A 20,267-nucleotide genomic window follows, 5' to 3' on the forward strand; every position below is an offset into this window, starting at 1 on the left:
TTCTTATTAATTAATATTCTACTGTTTTTTCGAGTTTTGTAAAGTAGTTTTATAAATTTTCTAAATATTTATTTTTTTATGATAGTAACTTGTTATTTTACTATTACTACTATATGAATTATCCCCCATCTACTATATGTAAACATCCCCATCCTTATTCTTCTCTATTGCTAATTTCTATATTTTCCTTATTCATATGAAATCTTTTACTATCATTTATCTTTCCAACCGTTGAATTTCATTCTAATATCCTACAGTAAACTTTCAAATGTGTCCTCAACGTTTCTCAAAAATTCAATAAGCCTTATCCTCCTTATACTAAAAAAAGCATTTCAAAAGCATATTAGCCACTTTTGAAATGCTTTCATGTTATTTCTTTCCGCCATCCTCAGTTACATACGCCCACTTAAAGCTATATTCTGGACTGATGTTGTGTTTCACAATGCCTTTTACATTCGGTTTCATTACATATGATCTTCCTGTTTGATATAAAGGTACTAATCCAGCATCTTCTTCAAGGAATAATTTTTCTGCTTTCCCTAACGCTTCCCAACGTTTCTTCGGATCAGACAGTAATTCATTACCTGCTTTTTGTACCATTTCATCGTATTTCGGGTTTGAATAACTCATTTGGTTATATGGGCTCTTCGATTCAAACATATCAATAAATGTCATTGGATCCGCATAATCTGGGCTCCAGCCTGCATAAGAGATTTCATAATCTTGCGCTGACTCTAATTTTAATTTTTGTTTGAACGGCTGAATTTTCGTATTAATCGTTACACCTTTTAAATTTTTCTCAATTTGATCTTTAACATAATCAGCAATCTTTTTCGCAGTTCCATCATCATAGCTTAGTAATTCAATTGTAACTTGATCTTTTCCAAGTTCCTTTTTCGCTTCTTCCCATGCAGCTGCTGCTTTTTTTGTATCTTGTTTCAGACCATTTTTAAACGTGTCTTGGTAATCTTTACCGTCAGGTCCTGTCGCAAGCCCTTTTGGCACCAATTGATCTGTTGCTTTTGATCCATTATTTAAAATAACATTTGCTAAACCTTTTTTATCAACTGATAATGCAATTGCTTCACGAAGTTTTTTACTCTTTAACGGTGTATCTTGTCCGTTACGCTTTTGATTTAAACGTAAGAAGAATGTACTTGATTCTGCATACTCACCGTATTCATCTTTATTCGATTTATATTTATCTACAAACTCTCCTGATAGTAGTGTGAAATCAATTGATCCTGTATCATATAAATTTACTTTCGTAGCAACTTCTTTTACTACACTATAATTAATTTCTTCTAATTTCACAGTCTTATTATCCCAATATTTATCATTTTTCTTCAACTGCCATCCTTGTTCATGTTTCCATGAAGACATAACGAATGGCCCGTTATACACCGTTGTATCTGCTTCTAAACCAAACTTATCTCCTTTTTCTTTTACAAACTTTTCATTTAATGGATAGTATGACGGGAATGCTAATAAATTTAAGAAGTACGGTACCGGTTTTTCTAATTCTACTTCTAGCGTGTAATCATCTACCGCCTTCGCTCCTAATTCAGTTACAGGTTTTTCTCCTTTATTAATCGCTTCTGCATTTTTTATATAGTAAGCAATAAATGCATATTCCGCCGCTGTGTTTTTATCAAGTAAGCGCTGCCATCCGTATACGAAATCTTTCGCTGTTACAGGATCTCCATTTGACCATTTCGCATCTTTACGCAGTTTAAACGTATATTTTTTACCATCTTCGCTTTTCGTACTTGATTCTGCAGCAGCCGGAATAGGCTTATTATCTTTATCAAGGCGATATAATCCTTCCATTGTGTTCCCTAAAATTTGTGCCCCTAACGTATCAGTAGATTTAGAAGTATCCATCGTCGGAATTTCTTGGTTTTCCGTACGATTTAATACTTGCTTCGCTGCATATTTAATATCAGATTTTTTTTCTTCCCCACTATTAGATGTAGTAGTCGTTTTCTTCTCCCCACCTGATCCAGAGCACGCTGTCAATGCAACACTCATTGCTAAAACTGGTACTACAACCGCTGTTAACTTTTTCATCTTTTTTCTCTTCATTTTTATACCCTCCCTAATTATATGTACATTACCAACCCTTGAGAGACCCCTTGTTAATGATTTACTTTTCAGAAAATTATAACTAATGTTATTCTACTCTTTTTTTCGCATTTGTAAATAGTTTTATTTTAAATATTCTGATTTTTATCTTCATAAATTAGTATGATTTATCCCCCATCTACTATATGTACGTACTATACGCCTTATTCTTCTCTATTTAACTGAACTAAAAATTAGTATTTTTAGCTCACTAAAAAAAGCATTTCAAAGTAGCTAAGCTACTTTAAAATGCTTTTTTAACTCTATTATTTTTCAGTCACGTATGCCCACTTAAAGCTAAATTCTGGACTGATATTATGTTTTACTACACCTTTTACATTTGGTTGTAAAACATAAGAATCTCCACGTTGATATAAAGGTAGAATCGCTACATCTTCTTCAAGTAATGTTTTTTCAGCTTTTCCTAACTCTTCCCAACGTTTTTTCGCATCACCCATTAATTCAGTACCAGCTTTCTTCACCATTGCATCATATTTAGGATCTGAGAAGCTCATTTGGTTATGAGAATGCTTAGACTCAAACATATCTAAGAATGTCATTGGATCTGCATAATCTGGATTCCAACCACCGTATGAAATATCATATTGTTGCTCAGATTCTAATTTTAGTTTTTGCTTAAATGGTTGAAGTTTAATGTTAACTGTTACACCTTTTAAGTTTTTCTCGATTTGATCTTTTACATATTCTCCAACTTTTTTCGCATTACCAGTATCATAGTTTAAGAATTCAATTGTAACTTGATCTTTGCCAAGCTCTTTTTTCGCTTCTTCCCAAGCTGCTGCAGCTTTTTTAGCATCTGGTTTCAAGCCGTTTTTAAATGTTTCTTGGAAGTCTTTACCGTCTGGTCCAGTTGCTAATCCTTTTGGTACTAAGAAGTCAGCTTCTTTTGATCCATCATTTAAAATTACGTTTGCTAAATTCTTTTTATCAATTGATAGTGCAATTGCTTCACGCAATTTTTTGCTCTTTAATGGCGTGTCTTGTCCAGCACGTTTTTGGTTCATACGAATGAAGTACGTACTTACTTGCGAATATGTGCCAAATTCATCTTTCTTATTTCTATATTTGTCAACGAACTCTCCGTTTAATAAAGCGAAATCAACTTGTCCGCTATCATATAAATTGATAAGAGTTGCTGGCTCTTTAACAACACTGAAGTTAACTTCTTCAAGTTTTACAGTCTTTTTATCCCAATATTGATCATTTTTCTTTAATTGCCATCCTTGTTCATGCTTCCAATCTTTAAGAACGAACGGTCCATTATAAACTGTTGTATCAGACTCTAAACCGAACTTCTCCCCTTTTTCTTTTACGTATTTTTCATTTAATGGATAGTACGATGGGAATGCTACTAAGTTTAAGAAGTACGGTACTGCTTGCTCTAACTCAACTTCAAGTGTAAGGTCATCTATCGCCTTCACTCCTAGTTCAGCTACAGGTTTTTCTCCTTTATTAACTACTTCTGCATTTTTAATTGGGAAAGCGATAAATGCATACTCAGCAGCCGTTTTTGGATCTAATAGACGTTGCCAAGCATATACGAAATCTTTCGCCGTTACTGGATCACCATTTGACCATTTTGCATCTTTACGTAGTTTAAATGTATATTTTTTACCATCTTCACTTTTCGTACTAGATTCTGCAGCAGCTGGAATAGGCTTATTATCTTTATCAAGACGATATAATCCTTCCATTGTGTTCCCTAGCATTTGTGAAGATACTGTATCAGTTGATTTTGAAGAATCCATCGTTGGAATCTCCTGTGTTACTGTTCGATTTAAAACTTGTTTTGCCGCTAATTTTTCCCCTGACTTGCTATCTCCACTTGAGTTTGAGTTTGTGCTTGTCTTTTTATCTCCGCCTGATGTAGAACATGCTGTTAGTGCCATGCTCATTGCTAAAACCGGTACTACAACTGCCGTTAGTTTTTTCATTTTTTTCTTTTTCATTTTTTGTACCCTCCCTAATTCTAAACGATATCTATTTAAGAATTTTCTGATAATTCTGTTTTTCTTTATATATTTATCAGACGATTCTTACTACTTCTTATTCTACTAATTTTTTAAAATTTGTAAAGTATTATTATTAAAAATTTTTAAAAAATTATTTTCTTACAGTAATATTCATAAAAATTCCATATAATGTTCAAATTCTATTGCACATTCATATAAATGTGCCATTTTAATAGTCTTTATTATATTTACACATTAAATATCTGTGAATTATTGTTAATAAATAATGTATATTTTTAGAAACTCTTTTCCTACAAAAATAAAAAAAAGTCAGCAAAGCTGACTTTTTATCCGGCCATTTTCTCTCTTTTCATTTCCTCTACTACTTTCATATACTTCTCATCATCAAATTCATTTTCACTTTTTGCAACAACTACAGTCGCAATACCGTTACCAATTAAATTGACGATAGCACGTGCTTCTGACATGAAACGATCTACACCTAGTAAAAGTGCTAGCCCTTCTAACGGAATAACATTCATCGCAGATAAAGTAGATGCTAGTACAATAAATCCCCCGCCCGTTACTGCTGCTGCCCCTTTAGATGTAACTAACAAAATAGCTATTATAGTTAATTGTTGACCTAGTGAAAGATCGACGTGAAAGACTTGAGCTAAAAATATAGTAGCCATTGATAAATAAATCGTTGTTCCATCTAAGTTAAAAGAATAGCCTGTTGGAATGACTAAACCTACTACCGGCTTCGAACACCCGAAGTCTTCCATCTTTGTCATCATTCGCGGCAGTACTGATTCTGATGATGATGTCCCCAGAACAATAAGTAATTCTTCTTTAATATGCACTAAATATTTCCACAAACTAAATTTATACAGTTTACAAATAAAATTTAAAACAACAAAAACAAATAATGCCATTGTCGCATATACACAAATCATTAATTTACCAAGTGGAATAAGTGTACTTAAACCATATTTACCAATTGTAAACGCCATTCCACCGAATGCTCCAACCGGTGCTAATTTCATTACAATTGATAAAATGTTAAAAAATACTTTCGATAATCTTTCAAAAAAGTCGATAACAGGTTGTCCATTTTTCTCTAACATCGTTAACCCTGCACCAAATAAAATGGAGAAGAATAACACTTGTAATATATCACCTTTTGCAAATGCCTCAAACATATTAGAAGGCACGATATGTAAAAAGAAGTCCATCCATTGCATTTCTTGCCCGCTTTGTACATATTGTGAAACATCTCCGCCCTTTAACTTTGAAGGATCTAATCCATCTCCAGGACGTACGATATTCGCTACGATAATACCAATGACAAGAGCAAAAGTTGTAACAATCTCAAAATATAATAACGCTTTCCCACCAACGCGTCCTACCTTTTTCATACTTCCCATACTTGCAATACCAAGCACAATTGTTAAAAAGATAATTGGTGCAATGACCATTTTTATCATATTAATGAACGTCTCACCAATTGGCTTCATTTCTTGTCCAACACTAGGCCAAATCGCTCCTACTGCAATACCACAAATAATTGCCACAATAACTTGGAATGTTAAATTCTTTACAATTTTCATTTTCAATACTCCCCTGTTTCTTTCATTTCCCCCATACTATTTCTACCGATGACAATCATTTATTTTATGTGATAGCCCCCTTGCTATTTAACTTGAACCCCCGTCATTATGTTACACTATTATGTGTAATTTTTAAATAGTATATAACAATTAAATATAAAAGATATACTATTAAATAAAAAAAAGCAGATATAAGATCTGCTTTAATTTTCCTCAATTTGTTTCTCACTTAATCCAAGATGTGTTCTGAGTGTATTACTCAAATTTTGTAAGTCTTTTTTATTAGGATTATAATAATATACCCGTTGCCCATTTGGGCCATTTGGTAAATATAAATCATCACCATTTAGCTGAATCTTCTCAACTGAGCAATCTAAACCATATTTATAAAAAGATAAAATATCATCCAGTGCTAAATTTGTTTTAAAATCACCCTCGACGGCCTCAACCATTTTCTCAACTTTTGTAATAGACCCTACATTTTTTAATTTACTTAAAATCGCCTCAATAACAAGTTGTTGGCGCTGTCCTCTCATTGCATCGCTATCAATATGACGAGTTCTCGCCAAAGCAAGTGCTTCTTCCCCCGTTAATTTCTGAACCCCTTTTTTCAAGTGTATCGTATCAGGTTCATCTTTACTATTTTGTTCAGTAAATTCAACCGGGACATCTACCTCAACACCATCGAGCCCATCAACAATTTTAATAAATGACCCAAAATTAAATTTCACAAAATAATCTACCGGTACTTGCAGTAACTTCTCTACTGCCTCAACGGAAGCTTGTGGCCCTCCATCTTTTCCGTTTTTAACGAAACCACTTCCATATGCGTGTGTTATTTTATCTTTTTTCTTTTCGATTGGAACATATGTATAAGTATCTCTTGGTATACTGATTAATTTCACTGTCTTATCTTCTTTATTAAACGTAGCTAACAATAATGCATCCGTATGAAATGCACCATTATAGCCCTTTTGCCGTTCTTGATTTTCATCAATTCCCATAATTAACATTGATACGTTGTGTGTAATTGGCTTTACAGCTTTCTCACGTAAATTTGATTTTTCACCACGCGATAAGTTCAAATTAGATTTTTGTACGAGATTAGAAGTTTTCATATATACATAAGCACCGTACCCAACTCCGCCAAATAGCAATACTCCTAACAATACACTTATTATCGTTGTCTTTTTATATTTTCGTTTATTTTTCTTTTCTCTTGAAGAAGAGTTATACTCCATATAGTTACCCCCTTTTTATTCAGATAAAATGTTTTTCATTTTTTCATAATTAGCGCTATCCTTTTGAAATGCAGTCTCTTTCAATCCTTTGTTTATTTGTATCCATTCAGTCGTGATCGAATATTGAATCATACCTTCATGGAAACTAAGGAACTTTAGCATAATCCCTGTATTTTTCTCTACAACCATTTCAAATTTCCCTCTTAAATCTTCAGATGTACTTACAGGCATTTCTATATTTATTGTTCCTTCTATTTTGTAGCAATCAAGTCCAAGATACTTCGTTTCTTTATAATTCCAATCTTTATATCGAATTAATAGATCAGCAAATTCTGATTGAATACTATACTTCGTGAATCCTACATATTCATCATCATATCTTTTTTTCTCGCCTGATTTTCTCAATAACCTTTCCGTAGGATTTAATTTTAATAGTTCATTGTTTCTTTCTTTAGGGCTCCATTTCGTCTCTTTATATGTGTAATTCTCATCATCAAATTCTTTTTTCGTGCCCTCATTATATATAATTGTTCGTTTTTTCGTTAGTTTATCTTCTTTCGAAGAAGTACCTCTTTGTTTCTCCGTATCAATCGCATACTTATATGTTGTAGCAATTCTTGATGAGCTAGAATATTCCTCAAATTGTCCTGAAATATTTTTAAAATGATCAATGGAATCTAGCATCTTTTGATGAATCTTTTCTTTATCTGGATAATTTACGTTCAATTTTATTTCTTCTTCATTTTCATAATCTGAAAACGCCTTTTTCTTTACATATTCAAATACTCCGCCGTTTTGAGCAAAAATTTGATCAGAAAACTCCGACATAGACACAATTGAAAGTGCTAGAACAGCAGCACTCATAACCATCATATAAACTCTGTAACCTTTCTTTTTTACTGGAAGATTATGTATTGTACCATTTATCTTTTCATTTAATTCTGGCGGTACTATAATATTCTCATCTTTTATTCTCTTTTTTAATTTCTCATCAAATAATTTTTCATTATCCATCCTATACACCCCCTATTCCATCTTTAATCGTTTTTGCAGTTGTTCTCTCGCACGTGACAATCTCGATTTCACTGTTCCTTTTGGTATTTCTAAAAGCTTCGCAATACTATCTTGATTCATATCCTCATAGTAATAAAGCACCGTAACAGCTCTTAATTCTTCATGTAACGATTGAATCGCATTACACAAATCTATATCTTCATACTGATCACATGCACCCATATTGTAATCATTCTCTTCTGTCACAATTACCTTTTTATACGACCTGATAATATTGTTACACTCGTTCATTAGAATTCGAATTAACCAAGTTTGAAAAAACTCTTCTTTTTTTAATTTTTTTATATTTTCATAGGCTTTTAAAATTGTCGTCTGTATCGCATCCTCTATATTTGTTTCATCACGTAACATAGCCTTTGCAATACGATACATCTTCAATTTTTCTGTATGTATAAGGACCATAAACGCTTCATGATCACCTTTTTTCGCTAAGGAAACATCTGTTTCTTCTTTTACAATCATTTTATATAAAGGGATTACTTTCACAATTGCTCCTCCTGTTTCATCCTCACTTCAAATTTAACTTTACATGTATTAGACGGTTGAGCCTAGAAAAAGGTTCATTTTTTCGAATATTTCCATAAAAAAAGGTAAACATTCTTCATGTTTACCTTTACTCAGATGTAATCCTAAGGAAATATCCATCTGGATCCAGAACCTTAAATCCCCTCATCTCCCATGGATAAGTTTGAATCTCTTCTTGTATTGTGCATCGCTTCTCTTTACAACGTTCATATAAGTCTTCAATTCGGTCGACAACAATAATTAGCTCAAAGCCATTCCCCTTCATTTCTTTTCGATTGTAAAAATAGTGATTTGCATTCAATGTTGAATCATTAGCTAATAATAGAGAAAACTGATCGTGATTAAATCGTGCTGCATTCATACTTCTTTTATACAACTTTAAACCAAATATTTCTTCATAAAACAATAATGACTTTTCAATATCATGTACATTTAGCTGAACCCGGAATAAATGATCCACTAGTTTCCTCCTCATCAAAAAAGCCCACTCATATAGTGGACTTTCTACTCTATAACGGTAAATCCCTCTTCCTAAACACTACAATTGCTAATATGAAGATACAAAGCGCTCCAACAGTTAAGCCTATACTTACCGGCCATATATTATATGTTCCTTCAGCAATTTCTTTCGGACGAAACAGCGTAAATAATGATAGATTTTTCATCCACTCTAACTTATCGCTTAATTTACCTACCATATCTAATACGAAAAATAAGATAGTTAAACTTGCTGAATAACTTAGTGCTTTTCTTTCATCATTACATATACAAGAAAAGAAAAATGAATAAGCACTAACGACTAAAAATATTAGCCCTCCAACTACGTTTATCTTCAAAAATAATTCTTTATTTAAGTTATTATCTTTTAAAAACCATTCTGCACCTAATATACCCGCTACATAAGTGACAATTACAATGATTAGTAACCCCAATATGAGAACAGTAGCTTGCGTGATTGCAATTTTCACTCTAGATACAGGTGTTGCTAGCAAGTATGCCATTGCGCCTTTATCTACATGACGAGCAATTAAATGCGTTGCAACCGTGACACAAAAAATTGTTAAAATGATAATAAACAATAGGCTATAATATTCACCAGCTAAAAAATCCATTACATTTTGAATTGGACTTTCCATGCCAACAATTTTTTTCACACTATCAGGCATGGCACTTATTAATTCATTTAACCCTTTCGCTGAAACCATCGATGGGAATATCCAAATTAATAACCATAAATAAAGAGCTGCACCAGTAGCATAACTCAAAATACTTTTTTGCGTTTCTTTCAAACTAGCTAAAAATAGTTGCTTATTCATGCTTTACCCCTTCTTTCTTATCGTAATAATGCATAAATAAATGTTCTAAATCCGTCGCTCTCGTTTGTAGTGCAGTTACATTGTAGTTTGAAATTATTTGTAAAACAGTTTGATAATTTCCTTGCACAATAATTGACGCCTCTCTACCTTTCACTCCTTCAAATTGCAAATCACATTGTTTAAGAGACTCTATTTCTTCTTGAGATGATACTGTTACATCTATTACTTGTCTTCGCATTCCTTGTAAATCATGAATATCTTCTACCGTTACAAGACGTCCATCTTTAATAATAGCTACTCTGTCACAAGTTCTCTCAATTTCAGTGAAAATATGCGATGACATAAGAATCGTTTTCCCTCTTTGTTTTTCCTCTAATATTAAATCTATAAACACTTGTTGCATAAGTGGATCGAGTCCTGATGTCGGTTCATCTAAAATTAGTACTTCTGGATCATGCATAAATGCAGCAACAATCCCTACTTTTTGTTTCATTCCTTTAGACATTTTTCGAATTGGTGTTTTCACATCGAATTGCAGACGCTCTATCAAGTCATCACGTCTCTTCGTTTCCTTCAGCCCACGCATTCCTTGCATCAAATTTAAAAACTCTAATCCATTCATTCCTTCAATAAAAGAAATTTCTCCTGGTAAATAGCCAACTTCTCTTTGAATTTTCGCAGCATCTTCCCAACAATCTAATCCGAAAATTGTCGCTTTACCAGCTGTCGGTTTTATAAATCCCATTAAATTACGAATTGTTGTTGATTTCCCAGCACCATTTGGTCCTAAGTAGCCAAAAACTTCCCCTTCTTTCACTTCAAATGTAATATCAAACAAGCCTTTCCCATTTGAAAACTGTTTTGTGACATTTTGAACTGAAATCATAAGCCCACCTCATTTTTTGAAATATTTAATATGTGATATTTCAAAATTATTGTACTCCTCATCTTTCATATTCGCAACAACTTTTTGAAATATTTATATGTACATATTTCAAAAATATTGTTTTCAATTATTTTTTCTTGTATATTTTAAATGAGGTGATTGCTTTGAACGGCTTTGAAAAAGTGAAAGAAACGAAAAAACGTGCCATTAAAGATGCGGCCTTTAAATTATTTTCAGAACGTGGATTTAATGAAGTGAAAATAGAACATATTGCAAAAAAAGCAAACGTTTCTCAAGTTACAATTTATAATCATTTTGGAAGTAAAGATGCGTTATTTAGGGAGCTTATACAAGAATTTATAATATCTGAATTTCAATATTATAAAGATCTTGCAGAAGAAAATTTACCTTTTCATGATATGATGCAAAAAATGATTGTAAGAAAAATGAATACTGGCGGGTTATTTCAGCCTGATATGTTACTACAAATGATGCAAAGAGACGAAGCGCTCAGAGAATTTATTTATAGTTATCAAAACGAAAAAATCCTGCCTTGGTATTTAGAAATATTAGAACAAGCACAGCAAAAAAATGAAATTAATCCACACCTTTCAAAAGAAATGATGTTACTTTACATTCAAATGTTCACTAAGTTAGGCGATGATTTCGGGGCACAACTTCTTGAAGGAGATCGAGAAAAACATATACAAGATATAGTCACTATGTTTTTTTACGGTCTTTCTGTTCCACAAAAATAAAAAAGACACGAAATTCGTGTCTTTTTTACTTTACCGAAATGACTTTACCCGTTTCACTACTTTCAATAGCTAATTGAATCACTTTAATAACATCTAAACCTTCTTCTGCTGTTACAGGTAGTTTCTCACCATTTACAATACTATCTCTTACACCTTTATAATACATTTCATAACAGCCGACTTCTGTCGGCATACGTACTAATTCTTCTTCTGTTTCTATAGTAGCAAAATTCTCTTCAGAGTCTGCTCCATAACCGTTATCGCCTGGCTTCATTCCATTTTTTAATTGTTCTTCCTGTGAATCCATACCATACTTCACGATAGAACCTTTATCTCCATGCAGTGTAAAATGTGGACCTGCTTGCTTTACGTAACTGCTACTATGTAAAATGACACGCTTTACTCCGTAGTGAAGTACAACATGGAAGTAGTCATCAATTTCTGCACCTGGTCGTTGCTTTATTACATCAGCATGTATCGCATCTGGTTTCCCAAATAATGATAATGCTTGATCAATTAAATGTGAGCCTAAGTCATATAAAATTCCCGATCCCGGTAAATTCTTTTCTCTCCAGCGATCACGTACATGTGGGCGGAAACGATCGAAATGCGCTTCATATGCGTATACATTCCCTATTCTTTTTTCTTCTAACAATTTCTTTATCGTTAAGAAATCATTATCAAAACGGCGATTGTGATACACACTTAAAACGACATTATGTTGCTTCGCTAATGAAATAAGTTCTTCTCCTTCTTCAATTGAAACAACGAATGGTTTTTCCACAACAACATGCTTACCATGTACAATCGCTTCTTTTACATATGGAAAATGAGTTGTATTCGGTGAAGTAATAACTACTAAGTCAATATCAGCACGATTTACTAATTCCTCAATTGTGCCAATAACTTCAGCATTTGGTAATGCTTGTTTCACTACTTCTTCTTTTGATGATAAGATAGCACGAATATCATATTCTTCTATCGTTTGTAATAACGGGATGTGAAATGTTGTACTAGAAAATCCAAATCCTACAATCCCTACACCTATTTTTTTCATGTTGCCCCTCCATTTATCCCGCTACTTGCGGGCAGTAAGACCCCTACCTCAAAATTCAGCGAAAGCACAGAAGTTAGGTGAGGGATCAATTGCTCGTAAAAGCCCGATTGGTGAAGACTAATATTCAATGGGAGATGAAGAAAACCCCCACTGATTAAAGTTTCACTTTATGAGAACGATTTCATTCCACTATTATAACAAGATTATTTTTATACACATAATGATTTGCTTATAAAAAAGCATCTTGCTACTATTCATAGCAAGATGCTTCCTTTATTCCGGTCTTTTCTTCGTCCACGTTTCTACAACTTCACCAGTATCATTAACATCTAATACTAAACTACCGTTACTATACCGGTCTTTATTTCGATACGCTTTCGGATCAATTTCTTCTACAATGTGTTTCTCTGTCTTCATGTAAATTAGTTCATCGTCTCGCACAATTTCAATACCGACAATGCGGTACGGATTACGCTTTAACTCTTTGAAAATAACAAGACCTCGCTTCGCCCTCGTTGATTTCTCAATCTCTGATGCTTTTAGACGTTTTACAGCACCTCGCTGCGTCACGAGAATAAGTTGATCTTTCTCACCATTTAACGGTTTACCAGAAGCGACATAATCATCTTCTTTTAAATTAATTGCTTTTACACCAGCGGCCCTTACACCAACTGGACTTACTTCATCTTCATGGAAAATAAGTGCATATGCACCATGAGTTGCAAGAACAATATCACTCGTTCCATCTGTCGCAAATATATCAACAACTTCATCTTCTTTTTTCAAGTTTACAGCGACGAACGCTCTTGAATAGCGCTGTACTTTATATTGGTTTAATTCGGTTTTCTTAATCATACCGTTTCGTGTAACAAATACGATAAATCGTTTTTCTTCTTCAAAATTCGGTACGACGGTCGCCCAGATAATCATTTCATCCCGCTCGAGTGAAACGAGATTCGCAACGTGTTGACCTAAATCTTTCCAACGAATTTCTGGCATTTCATATACAGGAAGATAAATATAATTTCCTTTGTTCGTAAATAAAAGAACGGTTTCTGTCGTGTTTGTATCGAAACGCTCAAGTAAGATGTCACCCTCTTTCATACCGAAGTCTTTCCCGTTCGATGCATTATGTGAACGCCAGCCTGTTCGTTTCACATATCCTTCTTTCGTTACAGTAACGATGACATCTTCTTGCGGAATCATAACTTCCACATCAATTTTAATTTCCTCAATTTGTTCTTCAATAATAGCACGGCGATCATCACTATATGTTTTCTTTACTCTCTTCAAATCTGTTTTAATAACTTGAAGTAGTCTTTTTTCACTTTGTAAAATCGACTGTAACTCTATAATTTTCTTATTAAGCTCATTTGCTTCTTGTTCTAGCGCCGTAATATCTGTATTCGTTAAACGATATAGTTGCAACGATACGATTGCTTCTGACTGTGCTTCTGTAAATCCAAATTTCGCACTTAAATTATCTTTCGCATTACGCTTATCTTTAGAAGCACGGATCGTTTCAATCACTTCATCTAAAATCGATAATGCTTTCTTTAAACCTTCTACAATATGCTGACGATTTTCTGCTTTTCTTAATTCATATTGTGAGCGTCTTGTAACAACTTCTTTCTGATGCCCAATATATGCATCCAAAATCTTAGTTAATGTCATAAGTGTCGGACGACGATTATTTATCGCTACCATATTAAAGTTGTATGGAATTTGCAAATCTGTATTTTTATATAAATAATTTAAAATACCGTCAGCATTTACTTCTTTTTTTAATTCTACAACGATGCGAAGACCTGTACGATCTGTCTCATCACGCACTTCAGCAATTCCATCTAGCTTTTTGTCTAGACGTAATTCATCCATTTTCTTAACAAGGTTCGCTTTATTTACTTCATACGGAATTTCTGTAATAACGATTTGTTGCTTCCCACCACGAATCGTTTCAACTTCTGCTTTTCCGCGAATAATAATTTTACCTTTCCCTGTTTCGTACGCTTTTTTAATACCATCAATCCCTTGAATAATACCACCTGTCGGGAAATCTGGTCCTTTAATAACTGTTAATAAATCATCAACAGTACTATCCGGCTTATCAATACGCATCATCGTCGCATCAATTACTTCTCCAAGGTGATGCGGAGGAATTTCTGTTGCATAACCAGCTGAAATCCCTGTCGATCCGTTCACTAATAAGTTTGGGAACATTGCCGGTAATACAACTGGTTCTTCACTCGTATCATCGAAGTTTGACACAAATTCTACTGTTTCTTTATCAAGATCACGTAATAACTCAGATGCGATTGGTGATAAACGTGCTTCTGTATAACGCATTGCCGCTGCTGGATCGCCATCAACACTACCATTATTACCATGCATTTCAACTAAAACATTACGTACTTTCCAAGTTTGACTTAAACGTACCATCGCCTCATATACAGAGGAATCACCGTGTGGATGGTAGTTACCAATAACATTACCTACTGTTTTAGCTGATTTACGAAACGCTTTATCATGTACATTTCCTTCTACATACATAGAATATAAAATACGTCTTTGTACCGGTTTTAAACCGTCACGCGCATCTGGAAGCGCGCGATCTTGAATAATATATTTACTATAACGTGCAAAGCGATCACCTAACACGTCTTCAAGCGGGAGGTCATGAAACTTCTCTGCTTGCATGTTATTCCACCTCCGTCTCCATAATCATTTCATTTTCTAAAATATTTCCCTCTTCTTGCATACCAAATTGTACATTTCGTTCGATCCATTTACGGCGAGGTTCTACTTTATCACCCATCAATGTCGTAACTCGACGCTCAGCTCTTGATGCATCGTCAATTTTCACACGAATTAACGTACGTGTTTCAGGATTCATCGTTGTCTCCCATAATTGGTCGGCATTCATTTCACCAAGTCCTTTATAGCGCTGTAACATATAGCCTTTACCGACCTTTTTTGTTACACCATCTAATTCTTCATCAGACCATGCATATTCGATTACTTCACTTTTCCCTTTTCCCTTACTTACTTTATATAAAGGTGGAAGTGCGATAAATACTTTACCAGCTTCAATAAGTGGTTTCATATAGCGGTAGAAGAACGTCAGTAGTAACACTTGAATATGTGCTCCATCCGTATCCGCATCGGTCATAATAACAACTTTATCGTAGTTAATATCTTCAACAGCGAACTCATTCCCTACGCCACCGCCAATTGCGTATATAATCGTATTAATCTCTTCATTCTTAAAAATATCAGCAAGCTTTGCTTTTTCCGTGTTAATTACTTTACCACGTAATGGCAATACAGCTTGAAAACGGCGATCTCGCCCTTGTTTCGCAGAACCACCGGCAGAGTCACCCTCTACTAAATATAATTCATTTTTCTGCGGATTACGCGATTGCGCAGGGGTTAACTTTCCGCTTAAAGTACCTTCTGATTTTTTCTTCTTCTTACCAGTACGCGCTTCTTCTCTCGCTTTACGAGCAGCCTCACGTGCCTGCGCTGCTTTAACTGCCTTTCTCACAAGAAGTGTAGCAACATCCGGGTTTTCTTCTAAAAAGTAAGCTAAATGCTCAGATACAATTGCATCAATTGAAGAACGAGCTTCACTTGTACCTAGTTTCCCTTTCGTTTGCCCTTCAAACTGAAGTACTTCTTCTGGCACACGTACAGAAACGATAGCCGCTACACCTTCACGAATATCTGTACCCTCTAAATTTTTGTCTTTTTCTTTTAATAGTGAAACTTTACGAGCATACTCATTGAACACACGTGTCATTGCTGTTTTAAATCCAGCTTCGTGTGTTCCCCCGTCTTTTGTACGTACGTTATTTACAAACGAAAGAATGTTTTCTGAATAGCCATCATTAAACTGGAATGCTAACTCTGCTTCAATTCCGTTTTGTTCACCAGTGAAGTATACAACTGGATGAATCGAATCTTTCTCTTCGTTTAAGTATGAAACGAAAGCTTCAATTCCTGTTTCATAATGAAATACATCTTCTAAATCATTACGTTCATCTTTTATCGAGATTTTCATTCCTTTTAATAAGAATGCAGATTCACGTAATCTCTCACATAACGTTTCATAATTGTAATTTGTTGTACTGAAAATCGTTGTATCTGGTTTGAAGTGCATTGTCGTACCAGACTCTTTCGTTTTCCCAATTTTCTCTAACGTCGTTGCAGGAATACCACCATTTTCAAAGCGTTGTTCATAAATGCTTCCGTCACGTTTAATCGTTACTACTAACCATTCTGACAAGGCATTTACAACTGATGCCCCAACACCGTGTAAACCACCACTTGTTTTATAGCCACCTTGACCAAACTTACCACCAGCATGAAGTACAGTTAAAATAACTTCAGGTGTTGGTTTCCCAAGTTTATGCATTCCCGTAGGCATTCCTCGCCCTTTATCAATAACACTAATACTATTATCTTTATGTATTACGACAGAAATTTCGTCGCCAAATCCCGCTAACGCTTCGTCAACGGAGTTATCTACTATTTCATATACTAAATGATGCAATCCACGGCTATCCGTACTCCCGATATACATACCCGGGCGTTTTCGAACGGCTTCAAGTCCTTCTAACACTTGAATTGCATCTTCATTGTATTGGAACTGATGCTTCGCCAAACTCCTTGCCCCTTTCCTAATCAAATCAGAACATATGTTTCTATTATAGAATAACGCCTCGACTATAGTTTTGGCAAGTTATCTTATCTCTTTTATATACCATTTTCAATAGAAAAATCCTTGTTTTTTCACAAGGATTCCTCTAGGCTACTATTTCAGAAAAATAATCGTTTGTCAACGAGAAATGGATATGTATTCCAAGATTATACATTCCAAACCTTTATCATGATCCAAATGATCAATATCCAAAACGGGATAACAAGTAACAATCCCCAAAAACAGCCTTTAAAAAATCTCATGATGAACACCTCGTTCATCTACCCCATCATATATAAGGGGCGAAATTAACATTTCCGTTAACAAAACATAAACTACTTTGTCATCGCATGCTCTACTTTAATACAACGATCCATTATTACAGTATAGCCTTTTTCTTGTAAAAGTTTATATGTACCTTCATCTTGTACTCCTAATTGTGCCCAAAAAACATCTGCATCAATCTCTACAAACTCTTTCGCAACATCCATTAAAAATTCTGAACGGCGGAATACGTTTACGATATCCACATGTTCTTTAATATCCTTTAGTGAAGGAACTGCCTTTTCTCCAAGTACTTCATCAACTGTTGGATTTACCGGTATAATGCGGTACCCCGCATCTTGCATTGTTTTTGAAACCATATACGATGTACGTTCTGGCTTATCTGATAATCCAACAACTGCAATCGTTTTGCTTTTCTTCAATACTTCACCAATTTCCGTACGGGTTGGGTTTTCAATTATCATAATTAATCCCTCCTATTCCCTTAGTATATCCGATAAAGAAAGTCTCTTTCAACATGAAAGAGACTTTCTTTTATCCATTATTTGCGGATAACCTTACTAATTAATGTTTCACCTTACTGATTCTTAGTAGCTGAATTATCTGCTAACGTAGCTGATTTCGTCATTTTTTGACCGTTGCGATAGAATGTAACTTCTACTTTTTCGCCTACTTTTTTCTTTTCATATAAATACTTACGGAATTGAAGTGAATTTTCTACTTTTTGATCATCTAATGCTACTACAATATCATATTGCTCTAAACCAGCTTTTTCTGCTGGTGATACTGGATAAATTTTACCTAATACAACGCCATTTGTTACTTCTTTTGGTACTTTTAATTGGTTTAATGCATAAGCTTGCACATCTTCTAATGAAACTACACCTACACCAAGAGCTGGTCGTTTCACCACTCCGTCTTTTTCAAGCGATTCAATAACTGGTTTTGCGACATTAATTGGAATTGCAAAACCAATCCCCTCAACTTCTTGCTGCGCAATTTTACTTGAGTTAATTCCAATTAATTCACCGTTTTGGTTAAATAATGCACCGCCACTATTACCAGGGTTAATCGCTGCATCTGTTTGAATAACTTGTGCTTGCCAGTCTGGACGTTTGTCCCCATCAATATCTACTGGGATTTCACGTTCTTTACTACTGATAATGCCTTCCGTTACACTACCGTCAAATCCAAGTGGGTTACCGATTGCAATTGCTTTTTCTCCAGCACGAAGTTTACTAGAGTCACCTAAAGTTGCAACTTTATTAACAGCAGATCCATCAATCTCTACAACTGCTAAGTCTAACCAAGGGTCCTTACCAACTAATTTTGCATCAACTTGCTTTCCGTCGCTCAATTTAACAGCAAGTTTATTTGCACCATCTACAACGTGGTTATTTGTTACAATATATGCTTTATTTCCTGATTTTTTATAAATAACACCTGATCCTGTACCAGCTGTTTGCTCTTGTTCTGCCGGTTGCATCGCAAACGGATCAATAGTCTTCTGCATATTAATTACACCAACTACAACATCCTTTGCCCCTTCAACCATACCTGGCAAATCAGTTTCGCCCTTCGCTTTATTAACAACAGGGGCTAGCGTACCTTCCACTTGTTGATTAGAATTGAATGATGAAACTGCCGCGCCATTATTTTGCATCCATGGCATGTAAGGTGCTGCAAAACTAATTGTAACAGCCCCGACTACAGCTCCAACTAAACCTGTAAAAAAGTATCCTTTTTTACTACCTGATTTTTTCATTTCTCTCGTTTCACTATGCTCTTCATTTAAATTCGGTCCGTCGTAATATCCCATGTTTTATTTCCCCTCTCTGGTGAACTCGTACTTTCAGTATAGTCACTTTTTGTGTCCTTCTTGTGAACTCATCGTGAAATCCAATTAAAAAAATACTCCTATCTATCATTGTAGACAAGAAAAGTATTTTTTGTACATTCCACCTACAAAGGAGAGTATAAATTTGCTATATCCCGAAGCTAAAGTGCATAGAGTAACTTAAAGGTTATTCTTCAAATTTATAACCCACTCGAATGACAGTACCGATATGCTTCGCTCTATCTCCTAGCTTATTTCGCAGTTTTTTAATATGTGTATCAACCGTTCGGTCATCACCGTAGTAATCATATCCCCATAACTGATCTAATAAATGTTGACGCGACAACACAATTCCTTTGTTCTCCATTAAATAAACAAGAAGCTCAAACTCCTTATGTGTCAATATAATTTCTTCTCCATCTACTAAAACTGTTCTAGATAGTCGATTCACTTCTATTCCAGCTAAAGACATAGCATTTTCTTCAGTTACGCCTATCGCACCATCCGCACGTTTCAATAATGTCTTTGCTCGAGCTACTAACACTTTTGGACTAAAAGGTTTTGTTACATACTCATCTGCACCTAGTTCAAATCCTAGTAATGTATCATCCTCATCAGAACGTGCTGTCAGCATAATAATTGGTACTGCTGACTCTTTTCTAATTCGTCTACAAACAGACCAACCATCTATTTCTGGTAACATAATATCTAACATAATTAAATCAATTGTATGTTCAGCAAATAATTCTAGCGCTTTTTTTCCGTCTTCCGCTTCGATTACTTCAAAGCCTTCATTACGAAAATAATCACTAACAATTTCACGTAATCTTCTTTCGTCTTCAACAAGCAATACTGTTTTATTCATATAACCTATCCCGCCTT

General features: G+C 34.5%; 16 protein-coding genes. 1 reads left to right on the forward strand and 15 read right to left on the reverse strand.

Translation table 11 applies throughout. From position 1 onward, the window contains the following. Positions 1–369: 369 nt before the first annotated feature. From BAQ49_RS26020 to BAQ49_RS26060, 9 genes are all read right to left on the reverse strand, one after another. Positions 370–2,085: a peptide ABC transporter substrate-binding protein gene (locus BAQ49_RS26020; RefSeq protein ID WP_071747648.1), complete on the reverse strand. Its 1,716-nt coding sequence runs from the start codon at positions 2,083–2,085 to the stop codon at positions 370–372. Between the two features lie 305 nt (positions 2,086–2,390). Then, complete coding sequence (locus tag BAQ49_RS26025; protein WP_071747649.1) at positions 2,391–4,094, reverse strand: peptide ABC transporter substrate-binding protein; 1,704 nt, start codon at positions 4,092–4,094, stop codon at positions 2,391–2,393. A gap of 350 nt (positions 4,095–4,444) precedes the next feature. After that, the gene (locus BAQ49_RS26030) at positions 4,445–5,707 is read right to left on the reverse strand and encodes a dicarboxylate/amino acid:cation symporter (protein WP_071747650.1); all 1,263 of its coding nucleotides are present in this window, start codon (positions 5,705–5,707) and stop codon (positions 4,445–4,447) included. A gap of 203 nt (positions 5,708–5,910) precedes the next feature. After that, positions 5,911–6,948, reverse strand: coding sequence for an LCP family protein (locus BAQ49_RS26035; RefSeq protein ID WP_071747651.1), 1,038 nt, complete (start codon positions 6,946–6,948; stop codon positions 5,911–5,913). 15 nt (positions 6,949–6,963) lie between these two features. Next, positions 6,964–7,962 (reverse strand): anti-sigma factor, encoded by a 999-nt coding sequence (locus BAQ49_RS26040; protein ID WP_071747652.1) that lies wholly within the window; start codon positions 7,960–7,962, stop codon positions 6,964–6,966. Between the two features lie 12 nt (positions 7,963–7,974). Continuing rightward, a complete protein-coding gene (locus tag BAQ49_RS26045) occupies positions 7,975–8,508 on the reverse strand; it encodes a sigma-70 family RNA polymerase sigma factor (protein WP_071747653.1) in 534 nt (177 codons plus the stop codon). Positions 8,509–8,635: 127 nt separating this feature from the next. Further along, positions 8,636–9,007 carry a VOC family protein gene (locus BAQ49_RS26050; protein WP_071747654.1) on the reverse strand — a complete coding sequence of 124 codons (372 nt, stop codon included), beginning with the start codon at positions 9,005–9,007 and terminating at the stop codon, positions 8,636–8,638. Positions 9,008–9,056: 49 nt separating this feature from the next. Beyond that, complete coding sequence (locus tag BAQ49_RS26055; RefSeq protein WP_071747655.1) at positions 9,057–9,863, reverse strand: DUF2705 family protein; 807 nt, start codon at positions 9,861–9,863, stop codon at positions 9,057–9,059. Next, the gene (locus tag BAQ49_RS26060) at positions 9,856–10,749 is read right to left on the reverse strand and encodes an ABC transporter ATP-binding protein (protein WP_071747656.1); all 894 of its coding nucleotides are present in this window, start codon (positions 10,747–10,749) and stop codon (positions 9,856–9,858) included. The genes BAQ49_RS26055 and BAQ49_RS26060 overlap by 8 nt, the downstream gene beginning before the upstream one ends. A gap of 164 nt (positions 10,750–10,913) precedes the next feature. Between BAQ49_RS26060 and BAQ49_RS26065 the strand changes: the two genes are divergently transcribed. After that, on the forward strand, positions 10,914–11,507 hold the full coding sequence (locus BAQ49_RS26065; RefSeq protein WP_071747657.1) for a TetR/AcrR family transcriptional regulator: 594 nt from the start codon (positions 10,914–10,916) through the stop codon (positions 11,505–11,507). A 25-nt stretch (positions 11,508–11,532) separates the two neighbouring features. Here the strand turns inward: BAQ49_RS26065 and BAQ49_RS26070 are convergent, their stop codons facing one another. The 6 genes from BAQ49_RS26070 to BAQ49_RS26095 form a co-directional block, all read right to left on the reverse strand. Then, positions 11,533–12,564, reverse strand: coding sequence for an oxidoreductase (locus BAQ49_RS26070; RefSeq protein WP_071747658.1), 1,032 nt, complete (start codon positions 12,562–12,564; stop codon positions 11,533–11,535). 273 nt (positions 12,565–12,837) lie between these two features. Further along, entirely contained in the window at positions 12,838–15,261 is a 2,424-nt protein-coding gene (parC, locus tag BAQ49_RS26075; RefSeq protein ID WP_071747659.1) for a DNA topoisomerase IV subunit A, read from the reverse strand. A gap of 1 nt (position 15,262) precedes the next feature. Next, positions 15,263–17,227, reverse strand: a complete 1,965-nt coding sequence (parE, locus tag BAQ49_RS26080) for a DNA topoisomerase IV subunit B (protein ID WP_001062211.1) — start codon at positions 17,225–17,227, stop codon at positions 15,263–15,265. Positions 17,228–17,598: 371 nt separating this feature from the next. Next, on the reverse strand, positions 17,599–18,012 hold the full coding sequence (locus BAQ49_RS26085; protein WP_071747660.1) for a CoA-binding protein: 414 nt from the start codon (positions 18,010–18,012) through the stop codon (positions 17,599–17,601). A gap of 113 nt (positions 18,013–18,125) precedes the next feature. Beyond that, the gene (locus BAQ49_RS26090) at positions 18,126–19,367 is read right to left on the reverse strand and encodes a S1C family serine protease (protein WP_071747661.1); all 1,242 of its coding nucleotides are present in this window, start codon (positions 19,365–19,367) and stop codon (positions 18,126–18,128) included. A gap of 205 nt (positions 19,368–19,572) precedes the next feature. Further along, positions 19,573–20,250: a response regulator transcription factor gene (locus BAQ49_RS26095; RefSeq protein ID WP_071747662.1), complete on the reverse strand. Its 678-nt coding sequence runs from the start codon at positions 20,248–20,250 to the stop codon at positions 19,573–19,575. Positions 20,251–20,267: the final 17 nt, after the last annotated feature.

It is taken from the genome of Bacillus proteolyticus, assembly GCF_001884065.1.
GTDB classification, from domain to species: Bacteria; Bacillota; Bacilli; order Bacillales; family Bacillaceae_G; genus Bacillus_A; species Bacillus_A proteolyticus.